The organism is Kribbella sp. NPDC043289 (genome assembly GCF_056436705.1).
This window is the reverse complement of sequence record NZ_JBWKCB010000012.1, coordinates 15,609-37,571: the sequence shown is the minus strand read 5'-3', so window position 1 is coordinate 37,571 and position 21,963 is coordinate 15,609. Positions and strand designations below refer to the sequence as shown.

The following is a 21,963-nucleotide window of genomic DNA, read 5'->3' as shown; positions in this document are numbered from 1 at the left end:
CAGGGCGGTCCTGGAACGGACCACCCTGCGGGGGCCGAAGGGCGCCGGGGGGACAGCGCACCTTCGACAGGTGGAGGCGTCGTGGGGGTTGACGACCTCCACCGACCGGAGGCTCCGAGGGTGGGTCTTTCGGAAGGCCTCCGGTGCCTTTGGGTGAAGGATCAGCGCGAGCCGAGTTCCAGAGGCTGGGTGCGGATCCACCGGGTCGTGGTCTGCTGCCGGCCCATGGCGATCACGTCGCCGGCGGGACCGGCGGAGAAGACCCGGCTGGCGGCGGGACGCCGAGAGGCGCCGACACCGCGCTGGACCTCTGCCAGTAGCTGGTTGACCCGCTTGCGCAGGTCCTCCACTTCGGACTGTAGCGCGAGAATGTGCCGAATTCCCGCCAGGTTGATGCCTTCTTCCTGGCTGAGGTGCTGGACGTAGCGCAGCTTCGCCACGTCGTACGCCGAGTACCGCCGGCCACGGCCGGACGCCCGGCTCGGCACCACCAGGCCGAGCCGGTCGTACTGGCGCAAAGTCTGCGGATGCATGCCGGCCAGTTGGGCCGCCACCGAGATCACGTAGATCGGGGTGCGGTCGTCCCAGGTCGGCACCTGGCTGAACGGGATGCCCATCACGTGCTCCCGAACAACCCGGCCCGCAGATCAGGCTGGTCCGACGCGGAGTTGAACTCCTGCAGCTTCTCCTTCTGCTCGTCGGTCAGCTCGTGCGGCACCTGCACCTCGAGGGTGAGCAGCAGGTCGCCTTTGGTCCCGTCGCGGCGGACCGAACCCTTGCCACGGACGCGCAGCTTGCTGCCGTTCGCCGTACCGGCGGGGATCCGGACCGTGACGGGCAGGCCGTCCAGGGTCGGCACCTTGATCTCGGCACCCAACGCCGCCTCGGTGAAGCTCACCGGGACGTTCAGCGTCAGGTGCTCGCCCTGCCGGCCGAAGATTCGGTGGCCCTTGACGTGCACGGTGACGTAGAGGTCGCCCGCCGGGCCACCGCGCTCGCCCGCCGCGCCCTTGCCCTTCAGCCGGATCCGCTGACCGTCCTGCACGCCCGCCGGGATGCGCACCTGCATGGTCTTGCTCGACTGGCCGCGGCCGGAGCCGTGGCAGGTCTCGCAAGGCTGGTCGACGACCAGGCCGCGACCCTTGCACTCGGTGCACGGCTCGGTCATGGCGAACACGCCGCCCTGGACCGAGGTCTGCATCCCCGTGCCCTCGCACTTCAGGCACACCTTCGGCACCGTGCCGTACTTCGCGCCGGTCCCCCGGCAGGTCGGGCACGGCTCGTCGCTGGTCATCCGGAGCCCGACCGTGACACCGTTCACGGCCTCGGCGAACTCGATCGTCGCCTCGGTCTCGATGTCCTGGCCGCGCCGCGGACGGGCCGTAGTCGTGGTGGTCGTGGTGCGGCCACCACCGCCGAACATGCCGCCCAGGATGTCGCCGAGCCCACCGCCGGCGCCACCGGCGCCACCGCTGCGGTTGAACAGGTCGCCGACGTCGAAGTTGAACCCGCCGCCGCCCTGACCACCGCTGCCGGTCGGCATCCGGAAGCCGCCGCTGCCGAACAGCCGGCGCGCCTCGTCGTACTCCTTGCGCTTCTTGGGGTCACCAACGACGTCGTACGCCTCGGAGACCTCCTTGAACTTGGCCTCCGCCTTGGTGTCCCCGGCGTTGGAGTCCGGGTGGTACTGGCGCGCCAGCTTGCGGTAGGCCTTCTTGATCTCGTCGGCCTCAGCGGTCTTGGAGACGCCGAGAACCTTGTAGAAGTCCTTCTCGAGCCAGTCCTTCGTGCTCATTCGACGCCTCCCCTCCCGTTGTGCCGACTACTCCGCGGACTTGTCCGCGGCTGGTTCGTCATCTGTGCTCTCCACCGGTACGTCGGCCTTCGCGGCGTCGGCCGGTAGTGATTCGGTCGGCTCCGACACGGCCACCCGCGCCGCCCGCAGGACCCGCTCGCCGAGCCGGTAGCCCGGTTGCATGATCATCGTCGCGGTCGGACCGTCGACCTCGTCGGAGTAGTTGTGCAGCAGGGCCTCGTGGATCCGCGGGTCGAAGGTGTCACCCTTCTCGCCGAACTTCACCAGGCCGAGCTTCTCGGTGACCCGTTCCAGCGATTCGGAGACCGCCTTGAACGCGCCGTCCAGCTCTCCGGCTTCCCGGGCCCGGCCGATGTCGTCCAGGATCCCGAGCAGCTCGGTGAGCACCGAGCCGACCACGAGCTCCCGGGCCGCCTCGCGGTCCCGGTCCACCCGGCGCTTGTAGTTCACGTACTCGGCCTGCAGTCGCTGCAGGTCCGCCGTACGCTCGGACAGCGCTTCGGTCAGCAGAGCTTCCTGCGCGGACGGCCCGATCAGATCGGACGGGTCCCGCGGCGGCTGGCCGCCCGGGGCACCCGCCGCGGGAGGTGCGGACTGGTCCGCAGGCTCCCGCAGCGCGCCGGTGTCCGGGTCGATCCGGCGCTTGTCGCGGACGACGGGCTCACCGTCGCCGAACTCGCTGCCAGTCGGTCGATCCGTCACTTGTCCTCCGTCTTGTCCTGCGGCCGGTCCTCGTCCACGATCTCGGCGTCGACGACGTCGTCGTCGGCGTTGGCGTTGGCGTTCGCGTTGCCGTCGGAGTCAGCGCTCGCGCCGTCCTCCGACGCACCGCCGGCGGCCTGGGCGTTCGCGTACATCGCGGCACCCATCTTCTGGCTGGACTGGGCGAGCTTCTCCGAGGCGGCCTTGACCGCGTCGGCGTCCTCACCCTCGAGCGCCTTCTTCAGCTCCGCCACGCCGTCCTTGACCTCGGTCTTGACGTCGTCCGGGATCTTGTCCTCGTTCTCCTCGAGGAACTTCTCGGTCTGGTAGACGAGGGACTCCGCCTGGTTGCGGTTCTCCACGGCCTCGCGGCGCTTGCGGTCCTCCTCGGCGTACTGCTCGGCGTCGCGGACCATCTGGTCGATGTCGGTCTTCGGCAGCGCGGAGCCACCGGTCACCGTCATCCGCTGCTCCTTGCCGGTGGCCAGGTCCTTGGCGTTCACGTGCACGATGCCGTTCGCGTCGATGTCGAAGGTGACCTCGATCTGCGGCACGTTCCGCGGCGCCGGCGGCAGGCCGGTCAGCTCGAAGTTGCCCAGCGACTTGTTGTCACGGGCCATCTCGCGCTCGCCCTGGTAGACCTGGATCATCACCGACGGCTGGTTGTCCTCGGCCGTGGTGAAGATCTCCGAACCCTTGGTCGGGATCGTGGTGTTGCGCTCGATGATCTTGGTGAACACGCCACCCTTGGTCTCGATACCGAGGCTCAGCGGGGTCACGTCGAGCAGCAGGACGTCCTTGACCTCACCCTTCAGCACGCCGGCCTGCAGGGAGGCGCCCACCGCGACGACCTCGTCCGGGTTCACGCCCTTGTTCGGGTCCTTGCCACCGGTCAGCTCCTTGACCAGGTCGGCCACCGCGGGCATCCGGGTCGAACCGCCGACCAGGATCACGTGGTCGATCTTCGCCACGTCGATACCGGCGTCCTTGATGACGGCCTTGAACGGGGCGCGGGCGCGCTCCAGCAGGTCGTTCGACATCTTCTGGAACTCCGCGCGGGAGAGCTTCTCCTCCAGGTGCAGCGGGCCCGAGTCGGTGAGGCTCAGGTACGGCAGGTGGATGGTGGTCTCGGCGGCGCTGGACAGCTCGATCTTGGCCTTCTCGGCGGCCTCGGTGAGCCGCTGCATGGCCATCTTGTCGCCGGACAGGTCGGTGCCGTTCTTGTTCTTGAACTGGGTCACCAGCCACTGGACGATCCGGTTGTCCCAGTCGTCACCACCGAGGTGGTTGTCACCGCTGGTCGCCTTCACCTCGAAGACACCGTCGCCGATCTCCAGCAGGGAGACGTCGAAGGTGCCGCCACCGAGGTCGAAGACCAGGATGGTCTGCTCGGTGCCCTTGTCCAAGCCGTAGGCGAGCGCGGCCGCGGTCGGCTCGTTGACGATCCGGTGCACCTTCAGGCCCGCGATCTCGCCGGCCTCCTTGGTCGCCTGGCGCTGCGCGTCGGAGAAGTACGCCGGCACGGTGATGACCGCGTCGGTGACCTGCTCCCCGAGGTACGCCTCGGCGTCCCGCTTCAGCTTCTGCAGCACGAACGCGCTGATCTGCTGCGGGGTGAACTTCTTGCCGTCGATGTCGACGTTCCACGCCTCGCCCATGTGGCGCTTCACCGAGCGGATGGTGCGGTCGACGTTCGTGGTGGCCTGGCGCTTCGCCACCTCGCCGACCAGGACCTCGCCGTTCTTGGCGAAAGCCACCACCGAGGGCGTCGTACGCGCTCCCTCGGCGTTGGGGATGACGGTGGGCTCGCCACCTTCCAGTACGGCGATGACGGAGTTCGTCGTACCGAGATCGATTCCGACCGCGCGGGCCATTCTGTTACCTCCACGAAGTTGAGTGATGCAGACTCAATGTTGCCGTTCGCCCGCCTCGGTTTCAAATCCGTGACTGAACAAACTTGAGTTCACTAGGCTCAACATTGCACACCGGGTAGGTCATTCCCAAGAGTGATCCCGATTTTCGGGGGCGGGGCCAGGGTGTGACCAGGGACACCCCTCCCGTGGCAAAGGCTTTCCGTGCGACGCTGATCACGTGCAACTCCGCCCGATGACCTCCGCCGACATCGCCCCTGTGCTCGCCCTCAACGCCACCGCGGAAGGTCAGGTCGAGTCGCTCGGCGCCGACCGCCTGGACTGGCTCCGCCTGATCGCCGCCCACGCCGCCGTCGTCGACCTGGACGGTACCCCGGCCGGCTTCGTCCTCACGTTCACCCCCGGATCGGCGTACGACGGGCTGGCCTTCGAGTCCTTCAGCCAGACGTACGCCGACCGGTTCCTGCTCGTCGAGCGGATCGTGATCGCCGCCGAGTACCGCCGCCAGGGCATCGCGTCCAAGGTGTACCGCGCGATCGAACGCGCCGCCCAGCCGTTCGACCGCACCGTCGCCGCCGTCCCGGCCGCCGGCGCCGCGCTGTCCTTCCACACCGCCCGCGGGTACGAGGAGGTCGGAAGACAGCGCTTGCCCAACGGCACCAACACCACCCTGGTGTCCAAGGAACTGGCCGCCTGAACCGCACACCCTCTACCAAGGCACCAACTAGAGCTGCCGTACGTCGAGCAGCGCCCGCAGCGGGAGGTCGTGGCGGAGTCGCGGGTCCGTGAGCCCGTCGACGATGCAGGCCGCGCCGATCCAGTGCGCGCCACAGTCCTCGACCAGCAACCGTGCGGTCCGCGCGGTCATGCCCGTGTCCGCCCAGTCGTCGACCATCAGCACCCGATCGGCCGGCCGGACCAGCCCGCGCCGGAACCCGAACACCTCGTGCCGATCCCGATAGTCGGGCCCCGCGGTACGCCGTACCCACCGATCGCTGTCGACCGCCGGACACGCGTCCTTCCGCATCTCCACGAACCCGGCACCCGCCGCAGCCGCGGTCAACGCCCCGACCAACGACCCACGGGACACCGGCCCGAGCACGACCGTCGGCGTCTCCTCGTACAACCCCGCGAGCGCCGGTCCAATCTCCCGCAACAACTCAGCGTCCCGCCACCACCCGGTGACGTCCGCGTAAGAACTTCAGACGCCCCGATCCGTCCGCCACCGAAACGCCACCCGAAGCCCCGCCGTGATGTCCATACCTCCAGCATGACGCGTCGCCCCGCACCAGCGCATGGTGTTTACGGACCGCCAGGCCATCACAATCGGCATCTGAACGCCCGGCCACGCGGGCGAGTGCGGGCTTGGCGTGATTGTGATGGCCTGGGGATCCGGCTGTGGATAAGTACAGCGGCGTGGCGAGGTCGTGCGGGACCATCGAGCACATGCCCGAAGTCGTCGATGTGCTGCTCCGCCGTGACGGTACGGCGACCTTCGGGGAGTTGCGGGCCGTCGTCCCCGGACGCGCGATCCGGGCGGCGCTGGCCGGCGGGATGATCCGCCGGATCGCGAAAGGGGTCTACGCACTGCCGCAGGCGCCCGATCCGATCGTCGCCGCCAGGGCCCAAGGTGGCCTGGTGTCGCATCGCAGCGCGGCCGCCCTGCACGGCTTCGACGTCTTGGAGCTGCCCGACAAACCAGAGATCACCGTCCCTCGCGGGCAGCACCGTCGCCTCAGCCCGGTCGGCTGCGAGGTGCACTGGGCGGACGACGTGCCATCCGACGGCTATTGCACCGACAAGCTCCGAACGGTCCTGGACTGTGCCCGGACGCTGCCGTTCGCCGCGGGACTGACCGTCGCCGACTCCGCGCTACGTCTGCGTGGCGTGGACCGCTCCCAGCTGATGGTCGCCGCTGCCGAGTTGCGTGGGCCGGGCAGCCTCCGCGCCAGGCAGGTGGCGGCGGCTGCCGACGGACGCGCGGAGTCGGCGTTGGAGTCGGCGCTCCGAGCGATCCTGGTCGAGGAGGGCATCCGGGGTTTCGAGCCGCAGCTCGTCGTTCGTGACGGCGGCTTCTCGGCTCGGATCGACCTCGGCAATGCCGCGCTGTCGATCGCGGCCGAGACGGATGGCTTCGCGTATCACGGCACGCGCGCCGCGCTTGCTCGCGACTGCCGCCGCCACGTCGGCCTCACGGTGCGAGGGTGGCGGCTGCTGAGGTTCAGCTGGGAGGACGTGATGTTCGACCGGCAGTGGGTGGTGGGTGCGTTCCGCGACGCGATCGCCGGATCCCCAGGCCATCACAATCTGCCCTTTGCCCCAGCTCGCCCGCGTGGAGCAGCTGCTTAGCGGCGATTGTGATGGCCTGGCGGTTCGCTCACAGCAGTCGCCCGCCGAGGAACGTCTGAGTCACCAGCGGTACGCCCGGGCGGTAGGCGAGGTGGAGGTACGACGGGGCGTCGAGGACTGCGAGGTTGGCTTTAGCGCCGGGGGCCAGGTGGCCGATGTCGGTGCGGCGGAGGGACGTGGCGCCGCCGGCGGTGGCGGACCAGAGGGCCTCGGCGGGGGTCATGTGCATCTCGCGGACGGCGAGGGCGATGCAGAACGGCATCGAGGACGAGTAGCCGGAGCCGGGGTTGCAGTCGGTGGCGAGGGCGACGGTGACGCCGGCGTCGAGGAGGCGACGGGCGTCGGGGTACGGCGACCTCGTCGAGAACTCGATCGCAGGCAGCAGACCGGCAACGACGCCCGTGGAAGCGAGCGCGTCGACGTCGGCATCGGTCAGATAGGTGCAGTGGTCCGCGGCTGCGGCGCCCATCGAGCACGCGAGTTGAACCCCGGGCCCCTCACCCAACTGGTTGGCGTGGACACGAGCCTGCAGCCCGCGCGCCAGACCCGCCTGCAGGATCGCGCGCCCCTGGTCCGCGTCGAAGGCGCCACGCTCCACGAACACATCGATCCACTTCGAGTGCTTCGCCGCGGCGTCGAGCATCGGCCCGGTCACCAGCGCCACGTAGCCCGCCGGGTCGTCGGCGTACTCGGCCGGCACTACGTGCGCCCCGAGGTACGTCGTCTCCTCGGTGAACTGCCCCGCGATCTCGAGCGCTCGCGCCTCGTCCGCGACCGTCAGCCCGTACCCGGACTTGATCTCGACCGTCGTGGTCCCCTGCCGCCGCATCTCGGTCACCAACCGGGACACGTTCGCGGTCAGCTGCTCGTCGGTGGCCGCACGCGTCGCCGCCACCGTGGTCCGAATGCCTCCGGCGGAGTACGGCGTCCCGGTCATCCGGGCCGCGAACTCCTCGGCGCGGTCGCCCGCGAACACCAGGTGGGAATGCGCATCGACGAAGCCCGGGATCACCGCCCGCCCACCGAGATCGATCGACCCGTCCGCGTCCGGTGCGGCCCGCCGCGACCCGACCCAGGCGATCGTGCTGCCGTCGATCACCAAGGCCGCATCATGCAGCTCACCAAGGACACCGCCGTACGCGGGATCGTTGGTCACCAGCGAACCGATGCCGGTCAGCAGGAGCGATGTCATGCCGTCACCGCCGCAATGGACGCACCCAACGCAGCGGGAACATCAAGTGTCACGTGCTTGCCCGAAGCAACCAGCTGCTTGCCGGAGACAACCACGTCCGTCACGTCGGCCGCCGACGCCGCGAACACCGCGGTCTCCACGGTCCCGCCGGTGCCCGCCGTACGCACACTGTCGAGCCGGAGCGCGACCAGATCCGCGCGAGCTCCCACCTCGATCACCCCCGCATCCTCGAAACCGATCGACCGATGACCGTCGACTGTCGCCGCCCTGAGCAGCTCGGCCGCCGACCAATGACCGCGCTCCTGGGATGCGAGCCGCTCGTCCAGCTCCACGGCCCGCATCTCCTCGAACAGATCGATCACCGCATGACTGTCCGACCCCAGCGTCAGCGGCGACCCGGCGTCGCGCAGTTGCACCGACGGGCCGATGCCGTCCGCGAGATCGCGTTCGGTCGTCGGGCAGAAGCAGGGGTACGACGCCGAGCTCCCGAGCAACCCGACATCGACCGAGGTCAAGTGGGTCGCGTGCACCGCGCTCGTCCGCCCGCTCAGGAAGCCGGCCTCGTCGAGGATCTGCGCGGGAGTCCGCCCGTATGCCGCGAGACACGCCTCGTTCTCTGCGACCTGCTCGGACAGATGAATATGCAGCGGTACGTCGGGAAACGCCGACGCGACCGCACCGATCTGATCCTGCGGAACGCCGCGCACCGAATGCGCAGCCGCCCCGATCACCACATCGTCGCTACCCGTCAGCCGCGAGACGCGGGAAGCCCAGGCAGTCGCGTCGCCGTCGCTGAAGCGCTGCTGCACCTCGTTCAGCGGCTGCTCGATGCCGCCCGCGACGTAGCAGGTGTCGAGCAGCGTGATCCGGAGGCCAACGTCCTGCGCGGCCGCGATCAGGGCGGCGCCCATCGCGTTCGGGTCGTCGTACCGCCGACCGCCGGGCGCATGGTGCAGGTAGTGGAACTCCCCCACCGCGGTGATGCCTGCGAGCAGCATCTCGCCGTACACGGCGCGCGCGAGGTCGTAGTACGTGTCCGGCGTGAGCGAGGACGCGACGGCGTACATCTGCTCGCGCCAGGTCCAGAACGTGCCGCGCTCGGTCTGCGTCCGGCCGCGGAGCGCGCGGTGGAACGCGTGACTGTGACAGTTCGCGAGCCCGGGCACGACCAGTCCGTGGAGAACGTGGGCGCCCGCGGGGTCGGCACCGGCTTCGACGGACGTGAAGCGGCCGTTCTCGACGGACACCAGGACTCGTTCGGCGAGGCTGTCCGGAAGGAGCGCGGTCTCGCACCAGTACGTCGTCACCCTGCGAGGTCCTTCAGTACGGCGGCCAGTGCCTCCACGCCCGCGAGACAGTCGTCCATCTCGGCGTACTCCGCCGGTGAATGCGAGACGCCGGTCGGGTTGCGGACGAACAGCATCGCGGTCGGGATGCCCGCCGTCGAGAACACGCCGGCGTCATGACCCGCACCGGTCGGCAGCACCGGGGCGCCGTCGAGGACGTTCACCAGCCGGTCCCGCAGGCCGGCTGGGAAGTCGACGATCGGCGACACCGACTCGGGCGTCACCTCGACCGCGGTCCCGTCCCGCTCGGCGCGCTCGGACGCCTGCTTCGTGATTGCCGCGAGCAACAGTTCGAGGGTCGCGGTGTCGGCGGCCCGCGCATCCAGCCAGGCCGTCACCTGCGACGGTACGGCGTTGGTCCCGTTGGGCTCGACCGCGACGCGACCGAACGTCGCCCGGGCACCGGCGAGACGGGCCTGCTTGTTGGCGGCCAGCGCGGTCATCGCGTAGGTGAGCATCGGGTCGTGCCGGTCCTCCATCAGCGTCGTCCCGGCGTGGTTCGCCTCGCCCGTGAACGTGAACCGGTACCGCCCGTGCGGCCAGATCGAACTCGCGACACCGACCGGCGCGGTCAGGCCGCGCCCTTGTTCTACATGCAGCTCGACGAATGTCCCCATCCGCTGCATCAGCGGCGACGGCCCGACTCCCGCCGGGTCGATCCCCGCACCTTCCAACGCCGACTCCAGCGATACCCCGGCCCGGTCGGTCAAGGCCAGCGCCTTCGTGGCAGGCAACACCCCGGCCGCGACCCGGGACCCCAAGCAGGGCATCCCGAACCGCGCGCCTTCTTCTTCTACAAAAGCACCGATCCCGATCGGCACGGACGGCTCGAACCCTGAAGCGCGCAGCACATCTACCGCCGCCAGAGCCGAAACCACCCCCAACGGTCCATCGAAGGCGCCACCATCAATCACCGAATCCAGATGACTTCCAGTGACCACACCAGGTCCGTCGGCGGCACCCCACCACGCGATGAGGTTGCCGATGCCGTCGGAATCGACCTTCAAGCCGCGGGCGGCGCACTGGTCGAGGAACCAGTGCGTCGCCTCGCGTTCGGTGGGCGTCCAGCCGCCGCGCGTGTAGCCGCCGGTGTCGTGATGGCGGCCGATCGCGGACTCGTCGGCCCAGAGTGATTCGAAGCTCACGGCAGACTCAGGCCAGCGGGTTCTTCGACAGCCAGTCCTTGGCGACCGCGTCCGCGCTCTCCTTGCCGGCGTCGATCCGCTTGACCAGGTCGGTCAGCGCGTCCGTGGTCAGCTTGGCGTCCACCGCGTCCAGCGTCTTCACGACGTCGTCGGACTTGTGGTCGGTCCGGATCAACGGAACGATGTTGTTCGGCGGCAGGATGTTCTCCGGGTCCTCCAGCTGCACGAAGCCCTTCTCCTTGATCACCGCCTGCGTGGTGAACAGGTCCGTGACCTGGATCGTGTTGTCCTCGAGCGCCTTGATGCTCAGCGGACCACCGGCGTCCAGGGTCTTGTAGTCCTTGAAGTCGACGTCGTACTTCTCCTTCATACCCTTCAGCCCGGCGGTCCGGACCTTGAACTCGGGGCTGCCGCCGGCGACCAGGTTCTTACCCTTCAGGTCGGCGATCGACTTCAGGTTGTACTTCGCCGCGGTCTCCTTGGTCACCACCACGGTGTCCTCGTCGGCGGCCGGCGACATCGTCAGGACCTCCAGACCGGACGGCACCGCCTTCTTCAGCGCGTCGTACGCCTTCTGCGGGTCGGTCTCGGTGGAGTTCTTGTCGAAGTACGCCAGCGCGGCGCCGGTGTACTCCGGCACCAGGTCGACGGACCCGTCCTTGATCGCGGCCATGTAGGTCTCGCGGTTGCCGATGTTGGGCTTCTTCTTCACCTCGATGCCCTTGGCGGCGAGCGCCTGACCGTAGATCTCCGCCAGCAGCTGGCTCTCGGAGAAGTCGGCCGACCCGACGGTGATGCTGCTCACCTTCGACGGCGCGGGTGAGGATCCGGCGTTGTCGTTGCCGAGCTGGTCGCCCCCACCCCCACAACCGGCCAGGCCGAGCACCGCCACCCCGGCGATCGCAGTACGGATGAGTGTGGATCTCAACACGAGAGCCTCCAGTGTTCTCGTTCAGCCACCGGCCGGTGCCGATGGATGCAACTCAAGTTCATCAGGTTCGTCGGACAGTTCAACCACGTCAGCAAACGTGAGCGGAGAGTCAGCAGGGATCAGCCGACTTTGAGGCCGGGCGACACGGTGATCTTCCCGATCAGCGCGAACACCGCGTCGAGGAGCAACGCCATCAGTGCCACCAGCAGCGCCCCGGTGAACATCTGTGGGAAGTCCCGCAGCTTCAGCCCGTCGATCACGTACCGCCCCAGGCCGCCGAGCGACACCAGCGCCGCGATCGTCGCGGTCGAGACGATCTGCAGGGTCGCGCTGCGGATGCCGGAGATGATCAACGGCAGCCCGATCGGGATCTCCACCTTGGTCAGGATCTCGCGGCCGGTCATTCCCATCCCCCGCGCGGCGTCGATCGTGGCCGGATCGACACCCGAGATCCCGGCGTACGTCGAGGCCAGGATCGGCGGTACGCCGAGCGCGAACAGCGCGATCAGCACCGGCAGGAAGCCGATCTGGTTGGTCAGCAGGACCGCGATCATCAGCAGGCCGAGGCTCGGTAGGGCCCGGGCGGCGTTGCCGAGGTTGATCGCCAGGAACGCGCCACGCCGGGTGTGGCCGATCCGGAGGCCGACCGGCACCGCGACCAGCACGGCCAGCCCGAGGGCGGCGAACGTGTACCAGAGGTGCTCGAGGATCCGCGCCCAGATCCCTTCGTTCCCGGACCAGTTGTACGAGTCGGTGAGGTACTGCCACATGTCAGACCGCCTCTCTCACGGGAGTGGCGACCCGCGCCCAGGGAGTCAGGAACCGCTGCAGCACGACCAGGATCAGGTCCGCGATCAGCGCCAGCAGCAGGGACAGCACCACGCCGACGACGACCGGTGTGAGGAAGTCTTTCTGGAAGCCGAGGGTGAACAGCTCCCCCAGGCCGCCGATACCGATCACCGCGCCGACGCTGACCATCGAGATGTTCGCGACCGTGACGACGCGCAGTCCGGTGAAGATCACCGGTACGGCGATCGGCAGGTCGATCGCGATCACCCGGTGCAACGGGCTGTACCCGACCGCGACCGCCGACTGGCGGACATCGGGTGGTACGGAGCGAAGCCCGTCGATCACGTTGCGGATCAGCAGCGAGACCGTATAGATGGTCAGCGCGATGATGATGTTCACCGTGGACAGCACCTTGGTGCCGATGAGGGCCGGAATCACGATGAAGAGCGCGATCGACGGCAGCGAGTACAGCAGTCCGCCGAGGGCGATCAGCGGGTTCGCGAGCCAGGAGTACCGCGTCGCGACGTACCCCAACGGCACCGAGATGATCAGCCCGAGGATCACCGGGACGATCGCCAGGTAGAGATGCTCGCGCAACTGCTCCCAGATCAGTCCGATGTTGTCGCCGACCCACGTCATGAGCGGAGGGCTTCCGCGACCGTTGTCTGGTCGATGACGCCGATGGCCTTGCCGTCCGCGTCGACGCAGATGCCGCGACCGGTCGGCGAGGTGAGGACCGCGTCCAGGGCCGCGCGCAACGAGTCACCACGTTGGTACAGCGCACCCACCGGAAGCAGCTGCTCCGAGCCGTTGCGCCAGCCGACGGGTACACCGTCCTTCAGCGCGAGCTCCTCCGGCACCGGCTTCAGCGGCAGCTCGTCCGGATGCACGAACGTCAGCGCGCGGTAACCGCGGTCCTGCCCGACGAACCCGCGGACGAAGTCGTCGACCGGGTTGGCGAGGAGCTCGGCCGGCGGTGCGAACTGGGCCAGCTTGCCGCCGACCTGGAGCACTGCGACGTTGTCGCCGAGCTTGATCGCCTCGTCGATGTCGTGGGTGACGAACACGATGGTCTTACCGATGTCGCGTTGCAGCCGGAGCAGCTCTTCCTGGAGCTGGTGGCGGACGATCGGGTCGACCGCGCTGAACGGTTCGTCCATCAGCATGATGGCCGGATCGGCCGCCAGTGCACGGGCGACGCCGACTCGTTGCTGCTGGCCACCGGACAGCTGCGCCGGGTACCGCTCGGCCATCTTGAGGTCCAGGCCGACGCGTTCCAGCAGCTCCATCGCCGTACTGTGCGCCTTGCGCTTGTCCCAGCCGAGCAGCTTCGGCACGGTGGCGATGTTGTCCACCACGGTCTTGTGCGGGAACAGGCCGGCGTTCTGGATCACGTAGCCGATACCGCGGCGCAACGTGACGGCGTCCTTGGCGTTGATGTCCTCGCCGTCGATCGAGATCGTCCCACTGGTCCGCTCGATGGTCCGGTTGATCATCCGCAGCGAGGTGGTCTTGCCACAGCCGGACGGACCGACGAACACGGTGATCTGGTTGCTCGGGATCTGCAGGGACAGTGTGTCGACGGCGACGGTGCCGTCCGGATACTGCTTGGTGACGTCCTCGAACTCGATCATGGCGCCCCTTCGCGCTGGTCGTCGGTCGCCCGAAGACCCTAGCGGAACGAAAGACCGAAACCACGTGCTCCGATGGTTTCTCGCCCCTTGGAAAAGTGCACCGTAGCACTACAGATTGCCACGATCGCACACAGTTAGTTTTCCCGCATCGGAACCCGGACTCCACGCTCGCCGGCGACCTCGACGGCCTGGTCGTAGCCGGCGTCGACGTGACGGATGACACCCATCGCCGGGTCGTTGGTGAGCACCCGCTCGAGCTTCTGCCGGGCCAGGTCGGTGCCATCGGCAACCGACACCTGACCGGCGTGGATGGACCGGCCGATGCCGACACCGCCGCCGTGGTGGATCGACACCCAGGACGCGCCGCTGGCCACGTTCACCATCGCGTTCAGCAACGGCCAGTCCGCGATCGCGTCCGAGCCGTCGAGCATGCCTTCGGTCTCCCGGTACGGCGAGGCGACGCTGCCGGTGTCCAGGTGATCGCGACCGATCACGATCGGCGCCTCGAGTTCACCGGACGCGACCATGTCGTTGAACCGCACCCCGGCCTTGTCCCGCTCGCCCTGGCCGAGCCAGCAGATCCGGGCCGGCAGGCCCTGGAACGCGACCCGCTCGCCGGCCAGCTTGATCCAGCGCGCGAGGTGCTCGTTGTCCGGGAACAGGTCCAGGATCGCCTGGTCGGTCTTCGCGATGTCGGCCGGGTTGCCGGACAGCGCCGCCCACCGGAACGGGCCTTTTCCTTCACAGAACAACGGCCGGATGTACGCCGGCACGAAGCCGGGGAACTCGAACGCCCGGGAGAATCCGGCCTTGCGCGCCTCGTCCCGGATCGAGTTGCCGTAGTCGAACACCTCGGCGCCCGCGTCCTGGAACCCGACCATCGCGGCGACGTGACGCGCCATCGAGGCCTGCGCGCGCTCGGTGAAACCGGCCGGGTCCTTCTCGCGAGCGGTCACCCAGTCGTCGAACTCGATGCCGACCGGCAGGTACATCAGCGGGTCGTGCGCCGATGTCTGGTCGGTGACGATGTCGATCGGCGCACCCAGCTCCAGCAACTCCGGCACGATCACCGCGGCGTTGCCCAGCACACCGATCGACAGCGGCCGCCGAGCCTTCTTGGCCTCCTCCGCCAGCCGCAGCGCATCACTCAGGTCCTTGGCCTGTACGTCGAGGTACCGGTGCTCGATGCGGCGCTGGATGCGGGACTCGTCGACGTCGATGCAGATCGCCACACCGTCGTTCATCGTGACTGCCAACGGCTGCGCGCCGCCCATGCCACCGAGGCCCGCGGTCAGCGTGATCGTTCCGGCCAGCGAGCCGCCGAACTTCTTCTCCGCGACCGCGCCGAAGGTCTCGTACGTGCCCTGCAGGATGCCCTGGGTGCCGATGTAGATCCACGACCCGGCCGTCATCTGGCCGTACATCGTGAGGCCCATCGCCTCCAGCTTGCGGAACTCCTCCCAGGTGGCCCAGTCGCCGACCAGGTTCGAGTTCGCGATCAGCACCCGCGGCGCCCACTCGTGGGTCTGCATGACGCCGACCGGGCGACCGGACTGGACGAGCATCGTCTCGTCGTCCTTCAGCGTGGTCAGCGTGCGGACCATCGCGTCGAACGAGTTCCAGTCCCGGGCGGCCTTGCCGGAACCGCCGTACACGACGAGTTCGTCGGGGTGCTCGGCGACCTCGGGGTCGAGGTTGTTCTGCAGCATCCGCAGCGCGGCTTCCTGCTGCCAGCCACGGGCGGTCAGAGTGGTACCGCGGGGCGCGCGGACGGGACGTGGTCCGGACATGGGTGGTCCAGCCTTTCTAGTTCAGCGGGCCGGTGACGGCCTCGGCTGCGGTCAGGTAGGTGCCGTCGGCAACGAGGCGGACGGAGTGTTCGAGTTCCGGGGCGAGATGCCGGTCGGTGCCCGGCCCTTCGACGTACACCCGGAGGGCGTCCCGGACGGCGGCGGTCGCCGGGGCCGGGGCCAGCGGCGCGCGCAGGTCCAGGGCCCGCGCGGCGGTGAGGATCTCGACCGCGAGTACCCGCTGCAGACCGTCGACGGCTTTGCGCAGCTTGCGAGCGGCGGACCAGCCCATCGAGACGTGGTCCTCCTGCATCGCGCTGCTCGGGATCGAGTCGACGCTGGCGGGGACGGCGAGCCGCTTCAGTTCGGAGACGATCGCGGCCTGGGTGTACTGCGCGATCATGTGCCCGCTGTCCACGCCCGGATCGTCGGCGAGGAACGCGTTCAGACCATGGTTCCGCGCGACATCCAGGAAGCGATCGGTACGCCGTTCGCTGATGCTTGCCAGGTCCGCGACGGCGATCGCCAGGAAGTCGAGCACGTACCCGACCGGCGCACCATGGAAGTTTCCGTTGGACTCCACCCGACCGTCCGGCAGTACGACGGGGTTGTCGATCGCGGCCGACAACTCGCGACCGGCGACAGTCGCCGCGTGTGCTGCGGTGTCCCGGGCAGCGCCGTGCACCTGCGGAGAACACCTGAGGGAATAGGCGTCCTGGACGCGGTTGCAGTCCGGGCCCCGGTGGCTCGCGACGATCGCGCTGTCCTTGAGGAACGCGCGCAGATTGGCCGCGGAAGCGGCCTGGCCGGGGTGCGGGCGAAGGGCCTGCAGGTCTTCCGCGAACACCCGGTCGGTGCCGAGCTGCGCCTCGACGCTCATCGCGGCGGCCAGGTCGGCGGTCTTGAAGAGCTGGTCGAGGTCGGCCAACGCGAGGACCAGCATGCCGAGCATGCCGTCGGTCCCGTTGATCAGTGCCAGGCCTTCCTTCTCGGCCAGTACGACCGGCGCAAGACCGTGCGCTGCCAGCGCTTCGCCGGCGTCCCGAAGCGTGCCGTCGGCATCGCGGACCTTGCCCTCACCCAGGATCGCGAGCGCGACATGGGACAGCGGGGCGAGATCGCCGGAGCATCCGAGACTGCCGTACTCGTGCACCACCGGAGTGAGGTGCGCGTTGAGCAGCCCGGCGTACGCCTGGGCGGTGTCGACCTTCACACCGGTGCGGCCGGTGGCGAGGGTGGACAACCGCAGCAGGGCGAGTGCCCGGACGACCTCCGTCTCCACCTCCGGACCGGAACCGGCCGCGTGCGAGCGGATCAGGCTGCGCTGCAGCTGGGCCCGTAGCTCCGGCGCGATGTGCCGGGTGGCGAGCGCGCCGAACCCGGTCGAGACGCCGTAGTGCGGGGTGTCCGCATGGGCCAGCGCCTCGATCGCGGCGCGCGACTTCGCGATCTCTTCGAGGGCCTGGTCGTCGATCCGTACCTGCGCGCCGTACCGTGCGACCGCGACCACGTCGGTCGGGGTCAGCGGTCCGACGCCGACAATCACCGTGTGTTCCACCAGAACATTGCACCGCGCCGGATTGCTCCGCGGCAGGACCGGCGAACCACTTTCTGTCTCGGGTCTGAGACATGGGTGGCGACCCTCGGTAGCCGTAGGGTGCTGCCATGGTGTTCGAGATCCGGACGGCGGAGCCGGAGGACGCGGTGGGGATCGCCCGGGTCTGGGCCGCGGCGATGCCGCAACTGGTGAAGACGGCACGCGCGATCGAGATCGAACTGCGGCACAACCGGAGCCGGGAGATCCTGATCGCCGTCGACGGGCCGGACGTGGTCGGGTACTCCAATCTCTACCTGCCGGCGATCGACGCGCAGGCGCCGCGAGTGCGGGTCACGATCCAGGTGCCACCGGAGTTCCGCCGGCGCGGCATCGGCAGCGCGCTGACGACCGCGATCACGTCGCGGGCGCTCGGCGTCCGGGCCGAGCGGTTGCTGACGGTCGTGGGCGAGGACGAGGAGTCGAAGGACTTCGCCGCGAAGCGCGGATTCGTGCTCGGGCGGCGGATGACGCATTCCGCGGCCGACCTGACCGCGGCACGCGAGCCGCTCGAGCCACCGGCCGGGCTGCGCGTGGTGAGCTACGACGAGGTGCAGCCGCGGCAGGTGTACGACGCGGAGGTCCAGGTCCGCGACGACGACCCGAGCGGGTTGTCGGGAGGACCGGAGTACGACGAATGGGTCCGCACCTCGTGGGAGAACCCGGACGCCCGGCGCGATCTGAGCGTCGCCGTACTCGACGGGGACGAGGTGTTGTCGTTCGTGACCACCACCGCGGATCCGGACCGGAAGATGATCTGGTCGAACCTGACCGGGACGATCCCCTCGGCCCGTGGACGCGGTCTGGCGAAGGTCGCGAAGTCCGCGGCACTCGTCCGGGCGCGGGACGCCGGGATGACGATCGCCTCCACCGGGAACGACGCGGCGAACGAGCCGATGCTCGCGGTGAACCGGTGGCTCGGCTACCGGGAGACGACCGGCGCGTGGACCGCGGAGAAGGAGCTGTGAAGCGCCTCGGCCTCACGATGCTGTTCTTCCTGGTCGTGTCGCTCGTCGTCGGGCTCCTGGTCTCCGGGGAGGAAGACATGGACTGGGGCGTGGCCGGCGGACTCTTCGTGATCGCCGTCCTCGGCGAGAGTTTCCGGTTCTGGTTGCAGCGGAGCCGCGCGAAGAAACGCGAATCGTCCGGCATCTGAGGTTACGCTGCCGTTGTGAGCGGCAACGTTCCCGCCTCGACCCGCACGCTGCGGGTGCTGACGTTCCTGGCCACCCAGCCCGGCCCCGTGCCGATGGAGCGCATCGCCTCCGCGGTCGGACTGCCACGCTCCTCGACGTACCACTTGCTGCGGGCAATGATCGACGAAGGGTTCGTCGTGCATCTGCCCGAGGAGAAGCGGTACGGGCTCGGGGTCGCCGCGTTCGAGATCGGATCCGCTTATCTGCGGCATGACCCGCTGGAGCGGTTGGCGCGGCCGTTGCTGGTGCAGTTGGTGCACGAAGTGGGTCAGACGGCGCATCTCGGCGTACTGCATGGTCGGGAGCTGGTGTACCTGCTCAAGGAGCAGCCGCCGCGGCCGGTGACGCTGGTGACCGACGTCGGCGTACGCCTGCCCGCGACGCTCACCGCGTCCGGCCGCGCCCTGCTGGCCGAGCTCCCGCCGGCCCAGGTCCGCGCACTCTTCCCGTCCCCCGAGTCCTTCGTACGGCGTACCGACCTCGGACCGCAGACGCTCACCCAACTCCGCCGCCTGCTGACGGACGAGAAACGCCAGGGATTCGCCGTCGAGGACTCCTTCATCTCCCCCGGCGTCGCATCGGTCGCCAGCGCCGCCGTCGACCACACCGGCCACCCGGTCGCCGCCATCAGCGTCACCTTCCGCACCGACGCCGTACCCCCGACCGACCGTCCCCACCTGGCCCGCAAGATCCGCCAAGCCGCCACCGCCCTGACCCGCCGCCTCCACGGCTGAGCCGCGGCGCAGATGATGTGGGAGTGCGCGCCGCCGGCCCGGTCGGCGTTGGGATGGAGGTAGGTTGGCGCCATGCAGCAGTACCTGGATCTCCTGAAGCACGTGCTCGACAACGGGGCCGAGAAGGGGGACCGGACCGGGACGGGCACGCTGAGTGTGTTCGGGTACCAGTCGCGGTACGACCTCCGTGAGGGATTCCCGGCGGTCACCACGAAGAAGCTGCATCTGCGCTCGGTGATCGGGGAGCTGATCTGGTTCCTCAGCGGTTCGACGAACATCAAGTGGCTGCACGAGAACAACATCAGCATCTGGGACGAGTGGGCCGACGAGAACGGCGAGCTCGGTCCGGTGTACGGGTACCAGTGGCGCTCGTGGCCGACTCCGGACGGGCGGCACGTCGACCAGATCACCAAGCTGGTCGAGGCGATCAAGAACAACCCGGACTCGCGCCGGCACATCGTCAGCGCCTGGAACGTCGCGGACGTGGACGACATGGCGTTGCCGCCGTGTCACACCATGTTCCAGTTCTACGTCGCGGACGGCCGGCTCTCCTGCCAGCTGTACCAGCGGTCGGCTGACATCTTCCTCGGTGTGCCGTTCAACATCGCGTCGTACGCGCTGCTCACCCACATGGTCGCGCAGCAGACCGGGCTCGAGGTCGGTGACTTCGTGCACACCCTCGGCGACGCGCACCTGTACCTGAACCACCTCGACCAGGCCCGCCTGCAGCTCACTCGCGAACCGCGCCCGCTGCCGACGCTGAACCTGACCAAGCGCGACTCGATCGACTCGTACGAGATCGCCGATGTCGAACTGGTCGGGTACGACCCGCATCCCGGGATCAAGGCGCCCATCGCCGTATGAGCATCATCCTGATCGCGGCCGTCGGACAGAACGGTGTGATCGGGCGGGACAACGACCTGCCCTGGCGGATCCGTGAAGACCTGCAGCGCTTCAAGCAGCTCACCCTCGGCCACACGTTGGTGATGGGCCGCAAGACCTACGACTCGATCGGTCGCCCACTCCCCGGTCGCCGTACCGTCGTCGTCACCCGGCAACCCGACTGGTCCGCCAACGGTGTCGACGTCACGCACTCCCTCGACGAGGCCCTGCGGTCCGACAGCACCGTCTACGTGGCCGGCGGCGGCGAGATCTACCGCCAGTCCCTCCCGCACGCCACCCACCTCGAACTCACAGAGGTGCACCAGTCCCCCACGGGCGACGTCACCTTCCCCACCATCGACCCGGCAGACTGGACCGAAACAGCCCGCGACGGCCACGACGGGTTCTCGTTCGTCTCCTTCCGTCGCAGCCAGGTTGGGTGTGGTGATCACACGCCGTAGCGAGCAGGTGCTCGGTGCGGTGGCTCGGTGCGCGGGAGCGAAGGTCTCGATGCGGAGCATCGTGGCCTTTGCTCACGTGCAGCGAGGTGCCGTGCCGAGTGCCGCGCAGTAGGCGTGTGATCACCACACCCAACCTCGCAACGAGTAGCTAACGACTCGGCCAAGGAAGACCTGGAACCGCGTAGATTGGGCGCGCGTCACGGGAGTACCAGGGGCGTCTCTCGGAGGGGAACACCATGACTGAAGCTGACAACACCGCAGGTGCGGCGGCTGCTCAGCCTGCCGCCGCGCAGCCGCTGCAGCCGCCGACGGCGACCGCGCCGGGCCTGATACTGACCGCACCGCCGCCGTCACAGCCAGTCGCCGAAACCGCGGCACCGAGTATGGCGCCCGCGGTCGACCCGGCCGCGTTGCCGGGGCTGGACACCAAGGTGGACACCTTCCTGAACGCGCTGATGGCCGCCGAGCCGCGGTCGCCGGAGTTCGCCGCGAAGGCGAGCGACGTGCGCAGCATGGGCGACGTCGACATCCGCGCCGCCGCCGAGAGCTCGAACCGGCTGCTGCAGTCGCCGGTGAAGGCCCTGCAGAGCGGTGGCCTGTCGGAGGGTTCGACCGTCGGCAAGACGCTGCTCGAACTCCGCCGTACGGTCGAGGACCTGGACCCGAAGGAAGCGAGCGGGCCGAAGAAGCTGCTCGGGATGATCCCGTTCGGCGACAAGATCGAGGACTACTTCCGCAAGTACCAGAGCGCGCAGAGCCACCTCGAGGGCATCCTGCACAGCCTGCGCAACGGCCAGGACGAGCTCGGCAAGGACAACGCCGCGCTGAACCTGGAGAAGCAGAACCTCTGGGACGCGATGACCCGGCTCAACCAGTACGTGTACGTCGCGGAGCGCCTCGACGCGCGGCTGTCCGCGGCGATCGCGGAGCTGGAGGCGACGAACCCGGACAAGGCGAAGGCGTTCCGCGAGGACGTGCTGTTCTACGTCCGGCAGAAGCACCAGGACCTGCTCACCCAGCTCGCGGTCTCGATCCAGAACTACCTGGCCATCGACATCGTGATCAAGAACAACATCGAGCTGATCAAGGGTGTCGACCGCGCGTCGACCACCACGGTCTCGGCCTTGCGTACGGCGGTCATCGTCGCGCAGGCGCTCGGCAACCAGAAGCTCGTGCTGGACCAGATCACCGCGCTGAACACGACCACCAGCGGGATGATCGAGCGCACCTCGGAGATGCTCCGGGACAACTCGGTCGCGATCCAGCAGCAGGCCGCGTCGGCGACGATCGGGCTGCCGCAGCTGCAGGCCGCGTTCGCGAACATCTACGCGACGATGGACGCGATCGACACCTTCAAGGGCGAGGCGCTCGACAACATGGCCGCGACGATCGGCACGCTGGAGACCGAGGTGACCAAGTCCCGCTCGTACCTGGACCGGGTCGCCCAGCAGAACCAGCAGGTCGTGCACGGCAGCCTCGACCTCGACCTCGGTCGCTGACACCAACTCACCACCTGGAGACGGGGGACTGC

22 protein-coding genes are annotated in these 21,963 nt (G+C 68.7%); 8 read left to right on the top strand and 14 right to left on the bottom strand.

Translation table 11 applies throughout. The features are described 5' to 3' along the window. Window positions 1-161: 161 nt before the first annotated feature. The 4 genes from AC0662_RS39705 to dnaK are packed head-to-tail and all read right to left on the bottom strand — an operon-like array spanning window position 162 to window position 4,392. Window positions 162-617 carry a heat shock protein transcriptional repressor HspR gene (locus AC0662_RS39705; protein ID WP_478307135.1) on the bottom strand — a complete coding sequence of 152 codons (456 nt, stop codon included), beginning with the start codon at window positions 615-617 and terminating at the stop codon, window positions 162-164. Then, the gene (dnaJ, locus tag AC0662_RS39700; protein WP_452202182.1) at window positions 617-1,795 is read right to left on the bottom strand and encodes a molecular chaperone DnaJ; all 1,179 of its coding nucleotides are present in this window, start codon (window positions 1,793-1,795) and stop codon (window positions 617-619) included. The genes AC0662_RS39705 and dnaJ overlap by 1 nt, the downstream gene beginning before the upstream one ends. Before the next feature lie 27 nt (window positions 1,796-1,822). Beyond that, window positions 1,823-2,518, bottom strand: a complete 696-nt coding sequence (grpE, locus tag AC0662_RS39695) for a nucleotide exchange factor GrpE (RefSeq protein WP_452202180.1) — start codon at window positions 2,516-2,518, stop codon at window positions 1,823-1,825. After that, complete coding sequence (gene dnaK / locus AC0662_RS39690; RefSeq protein ID WP_452202178.1) at window positions 2,515-4,392, bottom strand: molecular chaperone DnaK; 1,878 nt, start codon at window positions 4,390-4,392, stop codon at window positions 2,515-2,517. The genes grpE and dnaK overlap by 4 nt, the downstream gene beginning before the upstream one ends. A 217-nt stretch (window positions 4,393-4,609) precedes the next feature. Here dnaK and AC0662_RS39685 point away from each other — a divergent pair, with 217 nt between their 5' ends. Further along, window positions 4,610-5,086 carry a GNAT family N-acetyltransferase gene (locus tag AC0662_RS39685; RefSeq protein ID WP_452202176.1) on the top strand — a complete coding sequence of 159 codons (477 nt, stop codon included), beginning with the start codon at window positions 4,610-4,612 and terminating at the stop codon, window positions 5,084-5,086. 27 nt (window positions 5,087-5,113) lie between these two features. On the opposite strand, the gene AC0662_RS39680 is transcribed toward AC0662_RS39685, so the two are convergent. Next, window positions 5,114-5,545 carry a phosphoribosyltransferase family protein gene (locus AC0662_RS39680; protein ID WP_478307133.1) on the bottom strand — a complete coding sequence of 144 codons (432 nt, stop codon included), beginning with the start codon at window positions 5,543-5,545 and terminating at the stop codon, window positions 5,114-5,116. A gap of 290 nt (window positions 5,546-5,835) precedes the next feature. Here AC0662_RS39680 and AC0662_RS39675 point away from each other — a divergent pair, with 290 nt between their 5' ends. Continuing rightward, complete coding sequence (locus AC0662_RS39675) at window positions 5,836-6,738, top strand: hypothetical protein (RefSeq protein ID WP_478307131.1); 903 nt, start codon at window positions 5,836-5,838, stop codon at window positions 6,736-6,738. Between the two features lie 28 nt (window positions 6,739-6,766). Here AC0662_RS39675 and hutI read toward each other — a convergent pair whose 3' ends face one another. The 9 genes from hutI to hutH all read right to left on the bottom strand — a co-directional run bounded on the left by hutI (window position 6,767) and on the right by hutH (window position 17,126). Then, entirely contained in the window at window positions 6,767-7,930 is a 1,164-nt protein-coding gene (gene hutI / locus AC0662_RS39670; protein WP_478307129.1) for an imidazolonepropionase, read from the bottom strand. After that, a complete protein-coding gene (locus AC0662_RS39665; RefSeq protein WP_478307127.1) occupies window positions 7,927-9,237 on the bottom strand; it encodes a formimidoylglutamate deiminase in 1,311 nt (436 codons plus the stop codon). Before AC0662_RS39665 ends, hutI begins: the two co-directional genes overlap by 4 nt. Continuing rightward, window positions 9,234-10,421 (bottom strand): allantoate amidohydrolase, encoded by a 1,188-nt coding sequence (locus AC0662_RS39660; RefSeq protein WP_478307125.1) that lies wholly within the window; start codon window positions 10,419-10,421, stop codon window positions 9,234-9,236. The genes AC0662_RS39665 and AC0662_RS39660 overlap by 4 nt, the downstream gene beginning before the upstream one ends. A 7-nt stretch (window positions 10,422-10,428) precedes the next feature. After that, on the bottom strand, window positions 10,429-11,352 hold the full coding sequence (locus AC0662_RS39655) for an ABC transporter substrate-binding protein (protein ID WP_452202166.1): 924 nt from the start codon (window positions 11,350-11,352) through the stop codon (window positions 10,429-10,431). A 119-nt stretch (window positions 11,353-11,471) separates the two neighbouring features. Beyond that, window positions 11,472-12,122 (bottom strand): ABC transporter permease, encoded by a 651-nt coding sequence (locus AC0662_RS39650; RefSeq protein WP_452202164.1) that lies wholly within the window; start codon window positions 12,120-12,122, stop codon window positions 11,472-11,474. A 1-nt stretch (window position 12,123) separates the two neighbouring features. After that, window positions 12,124-12,780: an ABC transporter permease gene (locus AC0662_RS39645; RefSeq protein ID WP_452202162.1), complete on the bottom strand. Its 657-nt coding sequence runs from the start codon at window positions 12,778-12,780 to the stop codon at window positions 12,124-12,126. Next, window positions 12,777-13,775, bottom strand: a complete 999-nt coding sequence (locus tag AC0662_RS39640; protein ID WP_452202161.1) for an ABC transporter ATP-binding protein — start codon at window positions 13,773-13,775, stop codon at window positions 12,777-12,779. The genes AC0662_RS39645 and AC0662_RS39640 overlap by 4 nt, the downstream gene beginning before the upstream one ends. 134 nt (window positions 13,776-13,909) lie before the next feature. Beyond that, a complete protein-coding gene (hutU, locus tag AC0662_RS39635; protein WP_478307122.1) occupies window positions 13,910-15,565 on the bottom strand; it encodes a urocanate hydratase in 1,656 nt (551 codons plus the stop codon). 16 nt (window positions 15,566-15,581) lie between these two features. Beyond that, window positions 15,582-17,126, bottom strand: coding sequence for a histidine ammonia-lyase (gene hutH / locus AC0662_RS39630; RefSeq protein WP_452202325.1), 1,545 nt, complete (start codon window positions 17,124-17,126; stop codon window positions 15,582-15,584). Window positions 17,127-17,230: 104 nt separating this feature from the next. Here hutH and AC0662_RS39625 point away from each other — a divergent pair, with 104 nt between their 5' ends. The 6 genes from AC0662_RS39625 (at window position 17,231) to AC0662_RS39600 (ending at window position 21,931) form a co-directional block, all read left to right on the top strand. Next, the gene (locus AC0662_RS39625; protein WP_478307120.1) at window positions 17,231-18,127 is read left to right on the top strand and encodes a GNAT family N-acetyltransferase; all 897 of its coding nucleotides are present in this window, start codon (window positions 17,231-17,233) and stop codon (window positions 18,125-18,127) included. Next, the gene (locus tag AC0662_RS39620; protein ID WP_452202155.1) at window positions 18,124-18,315 is read left to right on the top strand and encodes a hypothetical protein; all 192 of its coding nucleotides are present in this window, start codon (window positions 18,124-18,126) and stop codon (window positions 18,313-18,315) included. Before AC0662_RS39625 ends, AC0662_RS39620 begins: the two co-directional genes overlap by 4 nt. A gap of 15 nt (window positions 18,316-18,330) precedes the next feature. Further along, entirely contained in the window at window positions 18,331-19,089 is a 759-nt protein-coding gene (locus AC0662_RS39615; RefSeq protein ID WP_452202154.1) for an IclR family transcriptional regulator, read from the top strand. A 72-nt stretch (window positions 19,090-19,161) separates the two neighbouring features. Continuing rightward, window positions 19,162-19,953, top strand: coding sequence for a thymidylate synthase (locus tag AC0662_RS39610; protein ID WP_452202152.1), 792 nt, complete (start codon window positions 19,162-19,164; stop codon window positions 19,951-19,953). Then, a complete protein-coding gene (locus AC0662_RS39605) occupies window positions 19,950-20,432 on the top strand; it encodes a dihydrofolate reductase (RefSeq protein ID WP_452202150.1) in 483 nt (160 codons plus the stop codon). The genes AC0662_RS39610 and AC0662_RS39605 overlap by 4 nt, the downstream gene beginning before the upstream one ends. A 236-nt stretch (window positions 20,433-20,668) precedes the next feature. Further along, a complete protein-coding gene (locus AC0662_RS39600) occupies window positions 20,669-21,931 on the top strand; it encodes a toxic anion resistance protein (RefSeq protein WP_452202148.1) in 1,263 nt (420 codons plus the stop codon). Window positions 21,932-21,963: the final 32 nt, after the last annotated feature.

Coding starts and splice junctions, on each gene's coding strand:
- AC0662_RS39640 (WP_452202161.1), bottom strand. CDS start 13,775: ATGATCGAGTTCGAGGACGTCACCAAGCAGTATCCGGACGGCACCGTC.
- AC0662_RS39625 (WP_478307120.1), top strand. CDS start 17,231: ATGGTGTTCGAGATCCGGACGGCGGAGCCGGAGGACGCGGTGGGGATC.
- hutU (WP_478307122.1), bottom strand. CDS start 15,565: ATGTCCGGACCACGTCCCGTCCGCGCGCCCCGCGGTACCACTCTGACC.
- AC0662_RS39705 (WP_478307135.1), bottom strand. CDS start 617: ATGGGCATCCCGTTCAGCCAGGTGCCGACCTGGGACGACCGCACCCCG.
- AC0662_RS39675 (WP_478307131.1), top strand. CDS start 5,836: ATGCCCGAAGTCGTCGATGTGCTGCTCCGCCGTGACGGTACGGCGACC.
- AC0662_RS39605 (WP_452202150.1), top strand. CDS start 19,950: ATGAGCATCATCCTGATCGCGGCCGTCGGACAGAACGGTGTGATCGGG.
- AC0662_RS39600 (WP_452202148.1), top strand. CDS start 20,669: ATGACTGAAGCTGACAACACCGCAGGTGCGGCGGCTGCTCAGCCTGCC.
- dnaK (WP_452202178.1), bottom strand. CDS start 4,392: ATGGCCCGCGCGGTCGGAATCGATCTCGGTACGACGAACTCCGTCATC.
- AC0662_RS39610 (WP_452202152.1), top strand. CDS start 19,162: ATGCAGCAGTACCTGGATCTCCTGAAGCACGTGCTCGACAACGGGGCC.
- hutI (WP_478307129.1), bottom strand. CDS start 7,930: ATGACATCGCTCCTGCTGACCGGCATCGGTTCGCTGGTGACCAACGAT.
- AC0662_RS39645 (WP_452202162.1), bottom strand. CDS start 12,780: ATGACGTGGGTCGGCGACAACATCGGACTGATCTGGGAGCAGTTGCGC.
- dnaJ (WP_452202182.1), bottom strand. CDS start 1,795: ATGAGCACGAAGGACTGGCTCGAGAAGGACTTCTACAAGGTTCTCGGC.
- AC0662_RS39650 (WP_452202164.1), bottom strand. CDS start 12,122: ATGTGGCAGTACCTCACCGACTCGTACAACTGGTCCGGGAACGAAGGG.